This window comes from Pelagibacterium halotolerans (assembly GCF_044811015.1).
In the GTDB taxonomy this organism is placed as follows: Bacteria; Pseudomonadota; Alphaproteobacteria; order Rhizobiales; family Devosiaceae; genus Pelagibacterium; species Pelagibacterium halotolerans_A.
This window is the reverse complement of sequence record NZ_CP085243.1, coordinates 1,961,430-1,977,279: the sequence shown is the minus strand read 5'-3', so window position 1 is coordinate 1,977,279 and position 15,850 is coordinate 1,961,430. Positions and strand designations below refer to the sequence as shown.

16 protein-coding genes and 1 pseudogene are annotated in these 15,850 nt (G+C 62.0%); 5 read left to right on the top strand and 12 right to left on the bottom strand.

Features of this window, described 5'->3' with window-relative positions; genetic code table 11:
• Positions 1-25: 25 nt before the first annotated feature.
• From LG281_RS09685 to LG281_RS09640, 10 genes are all read right to left on the bottom strand, one after another.
• Positions 26-2,035: a BCCT family transporter gene (locus LG281_RS09685; RefSeq protein WP_404400108.1), complete on the bottom strand. Its 2,010-nt coding sequence runs from the start codon at positions 2,033-2,035 to the stop codon at positions 26-28.
• Between the two features lie 324 nt (positions 2,036-2,359).
• Positions 2,360-3,097, bottom strand: coding sequence for a DnaJ domain-containing protein (locus tag LG281_RS09680; protein WP_404400106.1), 738 nt, complete (start codon positions 3,095-3,097; stop codon positions 2,360-2,362).
• Complete coding sequence (locus LG281_RS09675; RefSeq protein WP_404400104.1) at positions 3,094-3,822, bottom strand: class I SAM-dependent methyltransferase; 729 nt, start codon at positions 3,820-3,822, stop codon at positions 3,094-3,096. Before LG281_RS09675 ends, LG281_RS09680 begins: the two co-directional genes overlap by 4 nt.
• A gap of 73 nt (positions 3,823-3,895) precedes the next feature.
• On the bottom strand, positions 3,896-4,504 hold the full coding sequence (locus tag LG281_RS09670; protein ID WP_404400102.1) for an ATP-dependent Clp protease proteolytic subunit: 609 nt from the start codon (positions 4,502-4,504) through the stop codon (positions 3,896-3,898).
• A gap of 49 nt (positions 4,505-4,553) precedes the next feature.
• The gene (locus LG281_RS09665) at positions 4,554-4,907 is read right to left on the bottom strand and encodes an SRPBCC domain-containing protein (RefSeq protein WP_404400100.1); all 354 of its coding nucleotides are present in this window, start codon (positions 4,905-4,907) and stop codon (positions 4,554-4,556) included.
• Positions 4,904-5,218 carry an ArsR/SmtB family transcription factor gene (locus tag LG281_RS09660; RefSeq protein ID WP_404400098.1) on the bottom strand — a complete coding sequence of 105 codons (315 nt, stop codon included), beginning with the start codon at positions 5,216-5,218 and terminating at the stop codon, positions 4,904-4,906. The genes LG281_RS09665 and LG281_RS09660 overlap by 4 nt, the downstream gene beginning before the upstream one ends.
• A gap of 54 nt (positions 5,219-5,272) precedes the next feature.
• On the bottom strand, positions 5,273-5,710 hold the full coding sequence (locus LG281_RS09655) for an ion channel (protein ID WP_404400096.1): 438 nt from the start codon (positions 5,708-5,710) through the stop codon (positions 5,273-5,275).
• 12 nt (positions 5,711-5,722) lie between these two features.
• Positions 5,723-7,240, bottom strand: a complete 1,518-nt coding sequence (locus LG281_RS09650; RefSeq protein WP_404400094.1) for a hypothetical protein — start codon at positions 7,238-7,240, stop codon at positions 5,723-5,725.
• Positions 7,234-8,163 carry a DUF6384 family protein gene (locus tag LG281_RS09645; RefSeq protein ID WP_404400092.1) on the bottom strand — a complete coding sequence of 310 codons (930 nt, stop codon included), beginning with the start codon at positions 8,161-8,163 and terminating at the stop codon, positions 7,234-7,236. The genes LG281_RS09650 and LG281_RS09645 overlap by 7 nt, the downstream gene beginning before the upstream one ends.
• 28 nt (positions 8,164-8,191) lie before the next feature.
• Entirely contained in the window at positions 8,192-9,400 is a 1,209-nt protein-coding gene (locus LG281_RS09640; protein WP_404400090.1) for a cell surface protein, read from the bottom strand.
• Positions 9,401-9,556: 156 nt separating this feature from the next.
• Here LG281_RS09640 and LG281_RS09635 point away from each other — a divergent pair, with 156 nt between their 5' ends.
• Positions 9,557-10,066, top strand: a complete 510-nt coding sequence (locus tag LG281_RS09635; RefSeq protein ID WP_404400088.1) for a CoxG family protein — start codon at positions 9,557-9,559, stop codon at positions 10,064-10,066.
• Positions 10,067-10,078: 12 nt separating this feature from the next.
• Here LG281_RS09635 and LG281_RS09630 read toward each other — a convergent pair.
• Both LG281_RS09630 and LG281_RS09625 read right to left on the bottom strand, forming a co-directional pair.
• Positions 10,079-10,306 (bottom strand): annotated as a pseudogene (locus tag LG281_RS09630) (Atu4866 domain-containing protein); the annotation flags it as partial.
• Positions 10,307-10,502: 196 nt separating this feature from the next.
• Positions 10,503-10,640 carry a hypothetical protein gene (locus LG281_RS09625; RefSeq protein WP_404400086.1) on the bottom strand — a complete coding sequence of 46 codons (138 nt, stop codon included), beginning with the start codon at positions 10,638-10,640 and terminating at the stop codon, positions 10,503-10,505.
• Between the two features lie 200 nt (positions 10,641-10,840).
• Here LG281_RS09625 and LG281_RS09620 point away from each other — a divergent pair, with 200 nt between their 5' ends.
• The 4 genes from LG281_RS09620 (at position 10,841) to LG281_RS09605 (ending at position 15,734) form a co-directional block, all read left to right on the top strand.
• Positions 10,841-11,779, top strand: a complete 939-nt coding sequence (locus tag LG281_RS09620; protein ID WP_404400084.1) for an AraC family transcriptional regulator — start codon at positions 10,841-10,843, stop codon at positions 11,777-11,779.
• Positions 11,780-12,000: 221 nt separating this feature from the next.
• Positions 12,001-13,017, top strand: a complete 1,017-nt coding sequence (locus LG281_RS09615) for a BMP family protein (protein WP_404400082.1) — start codon at positions 12,001-12,003, stop codon at positions 13,015-13,017.
• A gap of 9 nt (positions 13,018-13,026) precedes the next feature.
• Positions 13,027-14,613, top strand: coding sequence for an ABC transporter ATP-binding protein (locus LG281_RS09610; protein ID WP_404400080.1), 1,587 nt, complete (start codon positions 13,027-13,029; stop codon positions 14,611-14,613).
• On the top strand, positions 14,610-15,734 hold the full coding sequence (locus LG281_RS09605; protein ID WP_404400078.1) for an ABC transporter permease: 1,125 nt from the start codon (positions 14,610-14,612) through the stop codon (positions 15,732-15,734). The genes LG281_RS09610 and LG281_RS09605 overlap by 4 nt, the downstream gene beginning before the upstream one ends.
• The last annotated feature ends 116 nt before the right edge of the window (positions 15,735-15,850 follow it).

The window sequence follows — 15,850 nt, the reverse complement described above, 5'->3', positions numbered from 1 at the left end:
CCGGCACATCGCCGGGCCCTTTTCGTTATGTGGTTTCCTTGGCGACTTCGGCCTCATGCTCGGGTGCTGTCGAGACGAGCTGGGAGGCCGGGGACTGGGTGAGCAGCAGGTAGCGCTCGAACTGAATCAGCACATCGTGGATGAGCTGATCGCGGGTCATGCCCATGACGTCGTAACCACGGCTGCCGCCGGAGAAATAAGTATGCGCCTCGTGCCGCGTTCCCGGCCGCGAGGCTTCGAACGCCGTGAACGCCGCGAGCTTCTGGGATGCCGGAACGACACCGTAGACAAAATCGCGGACGCCCTCGGCCGGTGACTTAAGCGCGACGGCTCCGTTTCCTTCTGTCTCGACGAAGGCCTGACGTCCACCATCGGTGAGTTCCTTGGCGACCTGTTCGAGCGCGGGCTTGACCTCCTTGTCGATGAAGGCGGTAATTTCCGCTTCGGTTGGCGCGTGGAGCATCAGCGCCACCCGCCGTTGCCAGGTGAGCCCGGAGGCCGGCTGCGCCGGTGCAGCGAGCGGCACGGCCTCATGCGCCTCGAGCTGGGCGAGATCGGCTTTCATCCCCACATAGAGCGCCCAGATGAGCGCCAGCATCACGAAGGTGAACGGCAACGCGCTCGCAATCGTCGCCGATTGCAACGCCCCAAGCCCGCCCGCGAGCAGCAGGACGGCGGCGACGATCCCTTCGAGCGAACACCAGAAGACCCGTTGCACCGTCGTCGTTTCAGTTTCCCCGCCCGCCGCGATGGTATCGACCACGAGCGAGCCGGAGTCCGAGGAGGTGATGAAGAAGATCGCCACCAGAAGGATCGCGAGTGTAGAGGTGACGGCTGTCAGCGGCAGATAGGTGAAGAACTGGAAGAGCCCCACCGAGACGTCATTGGCGACCGCCACACCCAATTCGCCCGCCGCGACGCCGGTATCGACGAAGATCGCCGTATTCCCGAAGACGGTCATCCAGAAGAAGGTGAACCCGGCGGGGATGAACAGAACCGCCATAACGAATTCCCGTACAGTCCGCCCACGGGAAATCCGGGCGATGAACATACCGACAAAGGGCGACCAGGAAATCCACCAAGCCCAGTAAAAGAGCGTCCAGGAGTCAACCCAGGGTGTGGGTTCATAGGCGTAGATGTTGAAGGTCCGCAGGAGCAGCGTATCGAGGTATAGCCCGATATTCTGGACGAAATCACGGAAGAGGTCTGCCGTAGGGCCCATGAAGAGGACGAAGATCATCAAGAGAACCGCGATGACCAGATTGGTCTCCGATAGGATGCGGATACCCTTGTCGAGCCCGGTCACCACCGAGATCGTCGCAAACAGCGTAATCACCGCGATGAGCGGGATTTGAACCAGTGGGCCCATGGGTAAGCCGATGAGGTAGTTGAGCCCGGCATTGATCTGGGTAACCCCCAGCCCAAGCGAGGTTGCGATGCCGAACATCGTGCCCACGATCGCGAAGATATCGACCGCGTGGCCGATGGGGCCATTGATCTTGTCCTTGAGTAGAGGATAGAGCCCGGAGCGGATGGTGAGCGGCAAGTTGTAGCGATAGCCGAAATAGGCGAGGGACAGCCCGACGACGGCATAGATGGCCCAGGCGTGGATGCCCCAGTGGAAGAAGGTCACCGTCATGGCCTCACGCGTCGCCGCGACAGTTCCCGGCTCTGCGGTGGGCGGAGCGAGGTAGTGGGTCATCGGTTCCCCGACCGCGAAGAACATCAGCCCGATCCCCATGCCGGCGGCAAAGAGCATCGCGATCCATGAGAGGAATTTAAAATCGGGCTCGGAATCATCGGGGCCCAGCTTCAGCCGTCCGAACCGCCCCAATGTGAAAAGGAGCACGGAGACGAGAAAAATGCCGACGGCAAGCAGATAGAGCCAGCCGAAGGTGTCGAGAATATTGCTCTGCAGCCCGGAAAATATATCTCCGGCCTGACCGGGAAAGACGACGCCGATCAAAAGAAAAATAGCGATAATGATCACAGCGCCGAAAAAGACCGGTGGGTTGATGATGAATCGGCTGAACATGAGCCCCCCACTTTCCGCTTTTCCATGGATTGGCCTACGTTCCCCAGGGCAGGCCAGCCTAAGAGCCCAACCGAAAACTCGGACGGGTCGGCCTGGCGGGTCTTGTTTGTTCAGGAAAAGTGGGAAATCGAAGCCAATATGGCTGATATTGCCTCCGATTTCCCACTTTTCCTGAACAAAAATCCCTCGCCAGTCCTCGGCCACCGAGTTTTCGGTTGGGCTCTAACATGGCCAAGTCTATCAACTATGCTCCGGTATACAACCGAGCTTGGGGAAATCCCTCCGGAAAGCGAGGTGGGTTGGCGCTGAGCCTGTGCCGCAAGCCTACGCGTTCTTGTCCGCGTGTTTCAAAAGCACGTCTTTGGCCTCGTTGATCCTGGCGGCGAGGAAGGCTGAGCCACCGGCGTCCGGATGGACCTTTTTCATCAGCGTCCGGTGTGCAGAACGAATTTCCGCAGGTGTGGCGCCGGGAGAGAGTCCCAGGATTTCATAGGCTTCCTCAACGCCCGACAGGCCGCTGCCCGAATGCGGTTCGGCATCGTCCTGCGCGCGCGTGCTATCCATGCCGAAGTGCTCGGCGAAATATTCCCGCCACCCCGCGCGGTTGGCATCGAGCCAGCTTTCGAACAGCGCAACGGAATCCGGATCGCCGTCGACTTCATCGTAAAGCGCCCAGCATTCCTCTGCCGAGAGGTCCGCGAGGTCACGGCCCCCAAAAAGCCCCTCGCGCACCTCGCCGGTGACCGCGCCCGTATCATGGTCGAGCCGCATGGCGAAATACCGGCTTTTCACGCTTGAGGCGTTGTTCGGGCTCGCACGGCCAGCGCCGAAATCGATCGGGCCCAACCGTCCACGCGCCAAAACGCCGACGCCCGCCGCGCCCAGCAAGCCAGCCACGAAAACATTGCCCCGCAAGCCAAAGAGCGCGCCGATGGCAAGCAGGACGCCCCCGACCGCCCAGCGCAAGGCACGCACAAGCTCACGCATGCGATTCTGGGTGTAGAGCGAATAAAGGTACAAAAGCCCAAGCGCGATCGCGAGGGCGGCGACAAGCCATATCATCGCAATTGCTCGAGCAGTTTTTGTGCTCCGGCGCTTTTTTGGAGCTTCAAGGCCTCGCGCCCACCGCTGGCATAGGCGGCGACGGCCCGCAGGAGGGCGGCGAGTTCGTCCGGCGCGGAGGAATCGAAGTGCGCATAGGCACCCTTGGTGAGCCGCGCGAACTCGCGGAAGGCAGTTTCCGCCGTACGGTCATGGCCCTCCTGGAACAGGAAGATGGGACAGTGCAAAAGCCCCAACTCGCCCGCTTTCTGGGCGAGCTTGTCGATATCTTCCTCCATCGCGTCGCCCACATAGACGACTGCGTTGATCTTTTCCTTCTTGTGCTCGTTGCGCGCGTGCGAAAGGACCTTGGAAATCTGCGTATGTCCGCCCCGGCAGTCGATGCCGGTCATCAGGTCCGCGAGCGCGCGGGCATCGCGCACCCATTTGGATGAACGGCACTCGCCAAACCCGCGGAAATAGATGAGTTGGACGTCGAGCCCGCCGGTCTTGGCGACAGTTTCGAACATCTCCGCCTGAAGTTGGCAGGCAAGGTCCCATGTCGGCTGGCGGCTCATCGTCGCATCGAGCGCAAAGAGCAATCGGCCACGGTCCGGACCCGATGCCCCCTTTTCAGCCGTCATCGCGCCGACTTGCTTGACGAAATCGGCGATCTCGCTTTTCGCGCTACGCTCTTCGGCCTGCGGCGTCTTTTCCTCACGCCGGGTCGGGGTTTTTTCCGCCAAAAGCGCCTCCCATAAACTCCTTTCGAATATGGTCCGCAAGAGGCACTGCCGCAAGTCTCTGGACGCGGCGCGATTATTCGGTGGCAGTTGGGCGCTCGCTCATCACGATGTCGATGAGCCCCCATTCCCTGGCTTCTTCGGCCGACATGAATTTGTCGCGATCCAGCGCCTTTTCGACCTCTTCATAGGTGCGTCCGCAATGCTCGGCGTAAAGTTGCGTGATCCGGTGCTTGGTCTTTTGCATCTCTTCGGCATGGATCGCGATGTCCGAAGCCTGCCCCTGATAACCGCCGAGCGGTTGATGCACGTGGATAGAGGCGTTGGGCAATGCCGCGCGGTGACCGGCTTCGCCGGCCATGAGAAGGAACGATCCCATCGAGCGTGCGGTTCCCATGCACAGGGTATGGACCGGCGGGCGAACGAGCCGCATGGTGTCGTAAATCGCCAGCCCCGAAGTGATCACCCCGCCATAGGAGTTGATGTACATCTCGATGGGGCGCTTGGAATTCTCCGCTTCGAGAAACAAGAGCTGCGCGCTCACGACCGAGGCCATATGGTCGTTGACCTCGCCGTTGACGAAGACGATCCGCTCGCGCAGCAGGCGCGAATAAATGTCGAAGGCGCGTTCGCCCCGGCTCGATTGTTCGACCACCGTGGGGACGAGTTGCATCGTGTCGCGCATGGGCGACCTCCTTTCATAGTCCTTATGTGGGCTCTGGATGCGCGTGGCGCTAGGCGGCGCGCATCGTGGTCATATTGCCGTTGACTGCGCGCGGCAGCGCAACGAGGGTTGCCTCGCGGGCGTGGACGATCCTCAAAACAGTGCCGCCGTTTTCGCCCGGCGCCATGATGAAAGCGACGATGTTGCGCGCGGTAGGCGCATCCGCATCGAGGACGCGATAGCGCACTTCGGTTTCCGGTTCGGCATGGACGGGCTCCGCTTCGGCCAGGTCGGCGTCCGGAAGCCAGCGGTTACGCAATACCGGATCGGTGAGTGCACGCCAGACAGCAGCGGGCGGCGCGTCGAGCGGGGTTTCGAACACCAGCCTTGGGCCATCGGGCATTGCGGCGTCCTCGGTGTTCATGGGTCCATATCCTTGAGCACGGTTTTGAGATCTTCGATCCGGGCCGGCCAGTAGGCCCGGTATTTTTCGAGCCAGCGTCCGATCGCGTCGAGCCCCTGGGGATCGACGTGGTAATTGACGAAACGTCCTTTGCGTTCCTCGCGTACGAGTCCCGCCTGGCGCAAAACGGCGAGGTGTTGGCTCATCGCCGGCTGGCTGATCGGCATCCCCTCGCGCAACTCCGTCGCGTTGCGGCTGCCTTCGGCCAGCCTCTGGAAAATCACGAAACGTGTGGGATCGCCGAGTGCGCGGAAAATGTCCTGTTCCATCATGATCGACAGATAAGCATAGACTTATTTGATTCGCAAGGGGCGCCGTACGCGAGCTTAATCCGCCTCTTCCCAGGTGCGCTGCATCACCACGAATGTAAAGGAGGCCGACCAACCGATCAGGACGAACCCCAGAAGAGCTTGCAAGCCGGAGATGAGGCGAAGGTCGCCCGTTGCTGTGACGTCCCCCACGCCCAGCGTCGTGAAGCTCGTAAGGGAGAAATAGAGATAGTCCCGAGGTAAGCCCTCAAACGCGCCGCCGAGAGACCCCAGCCAGGGGCTTACGTTGATGAGGAAGTACAAAAAAGCGAACAATACGATCGATGCCAGATGCGCGATCAGAACGCCGAGGACGCCGATCGTGACGCGGACACGATTTTTGAGGCGGACGCGGCGCAGAAGGCGTGCGGTATAGCTGAGCAGTTCATAATGCAGAACGACGGACACCAATACCATGACAAGGCCGATGAGCCCCGCGATCATCGTTTCTTCCATAAAAAAACCCGGCTAAAACCCACCGCCGGTCTTGAAACCGCCGCCGCCAAAGCCGCCACCGGTCTTGAACCCGCCGCCGCCGAAGCCGCCTGAGCGTGGACGGCTGAAGCCGCCCGACGATCCGCCGGTCCCCCAGGGGCCTCCTGAGCGCGGGCGCGGGCTGAACCCGCCTGGCGGAATAGTGAACCCGCTTTTGTGCTTGCGCTTGCGGCTGCGCGCCGGTGGCACGATGGGCCCCGAGCCGCCCGCCCAGTCCTGCGAATTGCGCCAGTGACCCCAATAGGCGGATGCAGAGATCGCACCGCGCAGAAATTCGTTGAGCAGGTCGCCCACCAGCCTGTCTTCCCCAAAGCGCGAGCGCGGGTCGTCATAGCGGGACTTCTTGAATTCGAACGCGATATCCTCGAGCTCGCGCCGCCGCGTTTCCAATGTCTTGAGGCGCGCGCGGTCCTCGCGCAGCTCGGCCTCGTCGTCGGCGATGCGGCGGCGCGTATCCTCGAGCTTGGCAACAATGGCATCGTCGCGCGGTGTTCCGGTCTGGCGGGCATCGGCGAGCAATTGGGCAACGTCCATGCCGCTGATCGCCTGGGCCAGAAGGCCCACGGCCTGCTCGTATTTCGGATCGCCGCCTTCGGCGAGCTTCTTATGCTGGGCGGTGAGCGTTTCGCGTGCGTCCTCGGCGGCTATGATGGCCGTGTCGATCTCCTCGAGCCGGCCTTCGAGCGTGGCGACCGCATTCCGCGTTTCTTTCCCGCCTGCTGCGTCGATCGCCGCGTCTTCGAGCGCTTCACGCTTTTGCGCGGCCTCGGCGGCCTCGGTTCTGAGCCGTTCAGCGTGTGCCCTGAGGCGTTCGGGGATTTCGTTGAGCATGAAGTAATTGGCGCGCGCGTCGGCGTAGCCGACAAGCTTTGCCACCCAGGCATCGAGCGCGCGCGTGAGGCCTCGGGTCCGGTATTGCGGCGTCGCATAGCCGCGGTCCCAAAGATACATGAAGAGTGGATCGTTCCGGTAGGGCTGGCCCTTCTCCTCGCGATCGGCTTCGGCCTGGGCGGCCTTTTCCAGCGCGTTCTCGGCGGTCGCCTCCAACTCGTCCTCGGCTTCGACGGCGCGCCTGTATTGCGCCTCCGCGGAAAGCTCGACCGATAGCGCCTTCTTGAGGGCTTCGATCTCCTCGCGCTTGGCCGAAAGCTCGGCAAGCACCTCACTGCGCTCATGTGTGAGGGCGTCGAGGGTCTTGTCCTGCTCGGCGAGCTGGTCTTGCAGCTCTTCCATGGCCTCGCCATGAGCGCGCAGCATCTCGTGCGCCTGTTCTTCCGCGCGGGTCATGCGGCCCGCGAGATCGGCCCGGGTTTCTTCTGTGAGGCGGACTTCGGCGAGCGCACGCAATTGCGCGAGCTCGGTCTCGCGCAGCTTGCCCATGCGCTCGGTCGCGCGCGAAATCCGGCGCGTGATTTGGTCCTCCTCGCGCCGGATGTCCTTAAGCGCATCGTCGAGCGCCTTCAGCGCGTTGGGTCCGCTCAAGCCTACCATTGCGTTATCGCTCCATCGAGCACCGGCATCGAGTATTCGATATCGAGAAAGCCATACCGCTTGAGCCCGAGAACGTTGCGCTGGATGATGCCGTCGTCCAGCCGGTCGTCGCGGATTGCATTATAGGTTGTCTCGGGGACCCGAACGGCCCAGGTGCTAACGATCTCGGTTTCTCCGGTCTCCTCATTCCGGATCGGCATCTCGACGGGCTGGTCGTCGAGGCCAATGGCTTCGACGACGATATAAAAGTTCGTCGCGTCGGAATTTTCCTCCGGAAAGCGCCAGATGCCGGTGTTTTCGCCCTCGCGGTCGACGATGCGCAGGGAGAATTCGGCGAGAAGTCGCTGGTGGATTGCCTCAAGCTCCGCGATAGCGGCGAGCGCGCCTTCGCGATCGCCGTTTGCCGCCGCCGCCTTGCCGCGCACGACCCAGGGTTCGGCTTCCTCAAGCGCGGCCTGCACCTTGGTGTCCGTATAAATCGCGTCATAGATCGCATCGATCCGCGCCGGCAGGGTTTCGGCCAGTTCGATCCGGGCGGCTTCGCGCTGGGCTTCCATATAGGGCCGGTAGGCGAAAAAATATCCCGCAAGCCCGATAACGAGCGCAGCAGCAATCGCAAGCGCCGGTTTGCCCCAGCGCCCACGCGAGATGTAGAGCCGTGCAAGCCGCGTCTGCCAGCTTTCCGGTGGCGGCGTATAGGTGAAGCGCGCTTCGTCGAGCGCCTTGACGCCCTCGACAAGGATATGATCGGGCACCTCGATGCCCTGGTCGTGGTAGAGCGCCCGCAGGCGCTCGACGAGCTGCGCCTCGCGGTTGGACGCATTGAGCTCGCGGGCGACGAGATTGCGCTCGTGCCGCAAGGTGTCGACGACATCCATCGCCAGCATGACCTCGTCGAGAGGGGCCTCCTGCCGCGTACTCATCGGATACCCACCATTACGACCAGGCGCGTCAATTCCCTGCCGACAACGCGTTGCCTTCGGCGGCGAGGCGCGCCAGACGCTTCTTGCCATCCTCGACCGCATCGCGGATTTCGGCAGAGTTTTTTGTCGAGGCTTCGCGCATCTCGGCGATGATCTCGCGCGAGCGCTCCTGGAAATTGACGACGCTGTCGACCAGCGTCTTGACCGCGTCCGCGCGAATGGTCGGGCCATAGCCGGCCTTCAAAGCCTCTTCCTGCACCTTGCCGCCGATATCGGCGAGGGTCTCGAGGCTCTTGCTCATCCCTTCCTTCATCGCGTTGAGCGTTTCGGTGGATTCGTGCAGGCCGAAAAGACCGGTGAAGGAGGCCGAAAGCGCGGTCAGGACGGTCTCGTTGGTCGAAAAGAACGAGACCGACTGCTGATAGACGCGTTCCTTGGCGTTGGTCGTCTGCATCAGCCGCGCCATGATGACTTCGGAGGTGGAATAGGAAATCGTGAGATTGTCCGAGAGGTCCTTGGCGATCTGGTAACGCCGCTCCTCGTTCTGGAGCGCGCGGACCTTTTCGTCGCGCGCCATCTCCAGCCGCGCACGGTCTGCCGGTGTGCCTTCGGTGAAGGCTTCCAGTGCATCGGAGGCGGTCTTGAGATCGGCTTTTTTCTCTTCGAGCTTGCGTTCGGCGATTTCGAGCACTTCAAGCGCCATCACCTCGGCCTGCTTGAGCGCGCCGCGGAAGTCGCGATAGGCTTCAAGGATCGTGGTTTCGCGGTCGATCTGATCCTTGGTGTCTTTCGAGACGTCGAGATAGGTATCGCGGATTTTCTCGAACCGCGTCGCGATATCGCCGCGCGTGACCTTCATCCAGACGTTCGAGGCGCGCTCGAGGATATCGAGCTTGCCGTCGTCGAGCTGGTCGACCATGGATTTCGCGTCGTCGCGGATCGAATTGAACTGGTTGGTGATGTCTTCGTAGCGCTCGCCGACATTCATCGCGGCAACCTGGCTGCGCACCACCTCGTTGAAGGCGCTGGCCTGGGTCAGAACGCGGCCGATCAGCACGACCTTGGTGTCGTCGAGCGCGGTGATCTCGGCGAGAAGCCCCGTGATCGGAGCTTCCTGGCTGCCGTTTTCGGGCCACAGGCCCATGTCCCGGATTGCGCCGACGGCGCGGTCGAGATACTGCAAGGGCGAATTGTCCGCCGCAGGCGCCGTTTGGGTTTCGGTGAGATCGGTTGCCATGGTGCGCATTCCCTGTTGATACTCCGCCGCTAACGGTGCCATGATTCCTCCAAAGCGCCGTCAGTGACAATTGTTTAGGCGCATCAGGCGGTTGTTTTTAGCACCAATGGTGCCAAAAAGCCGCAACAAACCGGCCTCGGGAACAAAGGGCAGAGAATGGAATTCGGTGGCCGCTATATCGTTGCCGCTCCCCGGCTCGCGGTCTGGGAAGCGCTCAACGATACCGCTGTGCTCAAAGCCTGCATCCCCGGCTGCCGGCGGATCGACTGGGTTGATGCCGCCAGTCTCGAAGCCGAGATCGGCGTCAATCTTGGGGTGGTCAAGCCGGTCTTTACCGGCGATCTGGTTCTGTCCAATGTCGTGCCCGCACAAAGCTATACGCTCACCGGGCGCGGGCGCGGAGGCGTGCTGGGGATGGCAGAAGCGTCCGCCGATATCGTGCTATCCGACATTGGGGCGGACCCGGTGGGCCGCGCTGGCGAAACCCGCCTCGTCTTCGTCGCCACAGGCGGCGCGTCCGGGCGGATCATGCAGCTCGGCAAAAAGCTCGTGGGCAATTCGGCGCAGAGGGTGATCGACGGGTTCTTCGAGCGCTTCGGGGAGGCCATGGGCGCCGAGGTGACGCCGCTCCCGCCCGAAACGGAAAGCGGGCCCAGCGCCAGCTGAGCCCGTTACAGGTTAAAGATCGGCTTCGCGGAAGAGGATCATTCCGGCGTGGTGCAAGACCCCGCGGCGGAATTCACCATCGGCGGTAAAGCCGGTCTCGTCTTCATATTCGATGCGATTGCCTCTGACCTTGTAGCGTCCGGTATAGGCACCTTCCTGCAGGCCTCGGGCTTCGACGTAGCGGCCATCCGGCAAGAGCCGGTGACGCACGAATTTGTCTTCGGTCATCCAAAGACCGACGGGATCGAATTCGACCATGGTTCACGCTCCTTGTCCTTGGGCCAAGGCCCCGGTTGCGAACGGCCCACCCATAGGCGGACCGGGAGTGTAGCCTTGTCTTTACCAGACGATTGGAATCGCGATTGTGACAAGCGATGCGGCCAGCGCCAGGCCGTAGGCGACGCGCACGAAGCGTCGCCGCCCGTTGCGGCGGACGCTAACCATTGAGGGTTCTCTGGCGCCGCGGCCTTGCGCCCAAAACGCGGGCAAGCCACGCAATGAGCCGGGATCCGTTCGTCCGGACTTCGGGCGCGGGCAGGGCAGCGCCGTAAATGCGGCGGTTCAGTCGGGTCATCGCACGGCCTCCTTTCGGGAACATCGGAGCGGTCCACCTCGCTCCGGCCAGTGCACAATGCCCCAGCCAGAGCGAAATGCGGTAGATCGATCCGCCCGATTGATTGCACGATTCTCCAAACTATAAGAAAAAGACGTGCGTGCACGGCACGAGTGCGCTAGAGGTTTGGGCAGGTTATTTTTGCGAGAAAGCTAACAAATATGCCGGAAGTCCAGAGCGATCTCAATGCGGAAGCCGAGGCGGCGCGGCTGGTTTTGGTTGACGAAATTGTCAAATTCTCCGAGCACGATGGTGTTCATGCAACGCCCGTCCCTCGGCTAAGCTTTGTTCGCAAGAGCCATCCCACCGAACCGCTGCACGCGGTGCACAAGCCGGCGCTGTGCATGATCGTGCAAGGCACCAAACAGGTGGTGGTTGGCGAGAAAGTTTTCAACAACGACGCGAGCCGCCACCTCGTCGTCTCGCTCGACGTGCCCGTTATCGGCCAGGTCGTCGCCGCGACGCCGGAGAAGCCTTATTTGTGCGTCAAGCTCGACCTCGATCCTGCCGTGATCGGTTCTGTCCTGCTCGAATCGCGGATTGCGCCGCAGGTTGCGAACCCGGCCTGCAAATGCCTCGGGCTCTCGCGCACTACGCCCGATCTCTTCGACGCGATGACGCGACTTGCCCGCCTCGCGCGCGCACCCCAGGACATCGCCTATCTCGCGCCTCTGATCGAGCGTGAGATTATCTATCGGCTGCTTTCGGGCGAGCAGGCCGCACAATTGCGCCAGATCGCGATCGCGGAGAGCCGGCTCGAGCAGGTCGGCCGCGCCGTCGAAATGCTGCGCGAGCGATTCGCGGAAGCCGTGCGCATGGAAGATCTCGCCGACGCTGCCGGCATGAGCGCCTCATCCTTCTTCCAGCACTTCAAGCAGGTGACGGCCATGAGCCCCCTTCAGTATCAGAAGCGACTTCGTCTGCAGCACGCGCGCAGGCTGATTTTGACAAGGGGCTATGATGCCGCGGCAGCAGGGCATGAAGTGGGCTATGATAGTCCCTCGCAATTCAGCCGCGAATATGCGCGTCTCTTCGGCGCGCCGCCGCTCAAGGATATCGCCCGCCTCAAGGCTACGGGCGAAACGCTGCTCGATACCTGAGAGCCCAACCCAAAATTCGGACGGGTCGGGCTCTGAATTCCGGTAGCCGTTCGCCATATTTGCCATCGGCGCGGAAATTTTTTGCCCAAATGGTCAAAAAACTGAAATTCGTACTTGCAGACTAGCCATTTGCACGGTTGTATTCCCATCATCGTGCGCGGAAAGCGCGCGCGCCGAATTTCCGGGCGCGTGTCCCAAGCCCGAGAACAGGGAGCATCTTCATGTCAATCAATAAAACTCTTCGCAAAGGCCTTGCCGCACTCGCTGGTGGCGTCGCCCTGACCACGCTGATGGCGGGCGCGGCCCTTGCCGATCCTGCGATCATTTACGACCTTGGCGGCAAGTTCGATAAGTCGTTCAACGAGGCCGCCTATAATGGCGCGGAAGCCTGGGCTGCGGAAACCGGTGGCAACTATCTCGATTTCGAGCTGCAGAACGACGCCCAGCGCGAGCAGGCCCTGCGCCGCTTCGCTCAGCAGGGTGCCAACCCGATCGTCATGGCCGGTTTCTCCTGGGCCTCCGCGCTCGATGCCGTGGCTCCGGAATTCCCCGACACCAACTTCGTCGTGATCGATACTGTCGTCGATCAGCCCAACGTACAGTCGATCATGTTCGACGAACATACGGGCTCGTTCCTCGTCGGTGCGCTGGCGGCCATGAAGAGCGAAACGGGCACGGTTGCCTTTGTCGGTGGTATGGACGTGCCGCTCATCCACCGCTTCTATTGCGGCTATGCCTATGGCGCGCGCGAGGTGAACCCGGATGTCCGGCTCATCGAGAACTACACCGGCACGACGCCCGCCGCATGGAACGATCCGGTTACGGCTGGTGAATTGACGCGGGCTGCGATCGACAACGGTGCCGACGTGATTTTCGCCGCCGCGGGCGGTTCCGGCCTCGGTGTTCTGCAAACGGCTGCTGATAGCGACGTCTATTCTATCGGTGTGGACTCCAACCAGAACTACCTGCACCCCGGTTCGGTCCTCACCTCGATGCTCAAGCGCGTCGATGTCGCTGTGCAAACCGCCTTTACCGAGGCGGGCAGCGACGACACCTTCCAGCCCGGCCGGATCGATCTCGGGCTTGCCGACGAAGGCGTCGGCTATGCGCTCGACGAATACAATGCGGACCTGATCACTGACGAGATGCAGGCTGAGGTGGAAGCGCTCAAGCAGGGCATCATCGATGGCGACATCGAGGTGCACGACTACTACAGCGACAACGCCTGCCCGCTCTAAGCCCCTTTCATGAGCGAGCACCCAACGAACGCGCAGCGGCCGGATCCGGCCGCTGCTTCGCCCGATAGCTGGGCGATCGAGCTGGAAAAGATCAACAAGAGCTTCGGCCCTGTCCACGCGAACAAGAACATCGACCTCAAGGTCAGGCGCGGCACCATCCACGGTATCGTGGGGGAGAACGGTGCGGGCAAATCGACCCTGATGTCGATCCTTTATGGGTTCTACACCGCCGATAGCGGCACGATCCGCGTCAATGGCGAGGCCCACGCGATCACCGACAGCCGCCACGCGCTGGCCCTGGGCATCGGCATGGTGCACCAGCACTTCATGCTGGTCGACAACATGACGGTGCTCGAAAACGTCGTGCTGGGCGCTGAAGACAGCCCGCTTCTAAGCAGGACGCTCGCGCATGCGCGCTCGCAGCTTGTCCGGCTGGGGCAGGAATACAGCCTCGAAGTGGACCCCGACGCGCTGATCGAAAACATTTCAGTCGGCCAACAGCAGCGCGTGGAAATCCTGAAGGCGCTTTTCCGCGGTGCCGACACGCTGATCCTCGACGAACCCACCGGCGTTCTGACGCCGGCGGAGGCCGACCACCTCTTCCGCGTGCTCGAAACGCTGCGCGCGGAGGGCAAGACGGTTATCCTCATCACCCACAAGCTGCGCGAGATCATGGCGATCACCGACGAGGTGTCGGTCATGCGCGGCGGCGAGATGGTGAAGACGCTGAAGACCAGCGAAACCAACCCCGAAGAACTCGCCGAGCTGATGGTCGGCCGCCGCGTGCTCTTGCGCGTGGATAAGGAGCCGGCCAAGCCCGGTGACGTCGTCCTCGAGGTCGAGAACCTTTCTGTCACCGATCGGATGGGCGTGCAGCGCGTCAAGAATGTGAGCTTTTCGGTGCGGGCTGGCGAGATCGTCGGCATTGCGGGGGTGGCCGGTAACGGCCAGTCCGAGCTTCTCGAAGCCATCTCGGGGATCGCCGATCCGAGTGGGGGGGTCGTCAAGATCAAGGGCAAACCCATGGACATCAAGGGCGACGATGGCGCCGCGCGTGCCCGGCGCGCCGGGCTGGCGCATGTGCCCGAGGACCGTCACCGTATGGGGCTCATTACCACCTTTGAGGAGTGGGAAAATTCTATCCTCGGCTATGAGACCTATTCCGACTACGGCAAAGGTATGATCCTCGATATCGCCGCTGCGCAGAAAGAAGCGCAAAAGCGGGTCGAGATGTTCGACATTCGCCCGGACAATATCCGATTGAGGACCGCCAATTTCTCCGGCGGCAATCAGCAGAAGATCGTGCTCGCCCGCGAGATGGACCGCGAGCTCGAAGTCCTTGTCGTCGGACAGCCCACGCGTGGCGTGGATATCGGCGCGATCGAATTCATCCATAAGCAGATCATCAAAATGCGCGACGCGGGTAAGGCCGTGCTTCTGGTTTCGGTCGAACTCGACGAAATCCGCTCGCTTTCGGACCGCATCCTCGTGATGTTCGACGGGCAGATCGTTGGCGAGGCAGACCCCGAAACTGCCAATGAGGGCGAACTGGGCATGATGATGGCCGGCGTCAACGAGAAGGAGGCGGCCCAATGAAGCGTCACCTGCCCCGATGGGCCGACATCGTCCTCCTGCCTGCGATCAATCTTGCGATGGCGTTCCTGATCTCGGGGCTCGTCGTCTTGATGATCGGCGAGAACCCGCTCGAGGCCGTGCAGGTCATCCTCTACGGCGCCTTCGGCTATGGCGATGGTGTGGGTTACACGCTTTATTACGCCACCAATTTCGTCTTCGCGGGGCTGGCCTTCGCGATTGCCGCACATGCGGGGCTCTTCAATATCGGTGGGAACGGGCAGGCCTATGTCGCGGGCCTGGGTGCGATCTCCGTGGGACTCTTGCTCGATCAGACGCACTGGTTGATCGTCATGCCACTGGCGATGATCGCGGCGGGGGTCGTCGGCGGGTTCTGGGCGCTGATCCCGGGCTATCTCCAGGCCAAGCGCGGCAGCCATGTGGTGATCACCACCATCATGTTCAATTTCATCGCCGCCGCGCTGATGGTCTATATGCTCAACCGGGTGCTGAAGCCGGCGACCACCATGGCCCCCGAGTCCGAAACACTCGACGCGATGGGCCGCGTACCGCAACTGCGCGAGTTCATCCCCTTTTTCGGCTATTCGCCTGTCAACCTGACCATCGTCGTCGCCATCGCCTTCCTGGTGCTCGCCTATATCTTCATCTGGCACACCAAGCTCGGCTATCAACTCAGGGCGCTGGGGCAGAACCCGGTAGCGTCCAGATATGCCGGCATGTCGAACTCGCGGCTGATCATGATCGCCATGACGCTTTCGGGCGCTTGCGCGGGCATGATTGCGATCAATGAGGTGATGGGTGTGCAGCACCGCCTGGTGCTCGACTTCGTCGCCGATGCGGGGTTCGTGGGGATCGCCGTGGCGCTGATCGGCCGCAACCATCCCATCGGCATCGGGCTCGCGGCGATCCTGTTCGGCGCGCTCTATCAGGGCGGGCAGGAACTGCAATTCGTCATCCCGGCGGTGACCCGCGAGATGATCGAAGTGATCCAGGCGCTGATTATCCTTTTCACCGGAGCCATGGAGGGGTTGTTCCGCCCCGCGCTCGAACGCGGCTTCGTGCTCTTGTCGCTCGAACAAAAGGCCGAGGCGACGGCCCGCGCAACCGTGGATTCGGAGAGCTAGGACCCTCCATTATGACTAGGTGCATCATGAGATCGAATTTTCGCCCGGATATGGCAGGCGCCGCGCGCAGCGCGATGCGGTGCATCGGGCAAGCGCGGCAACGCACCGGATCCGAG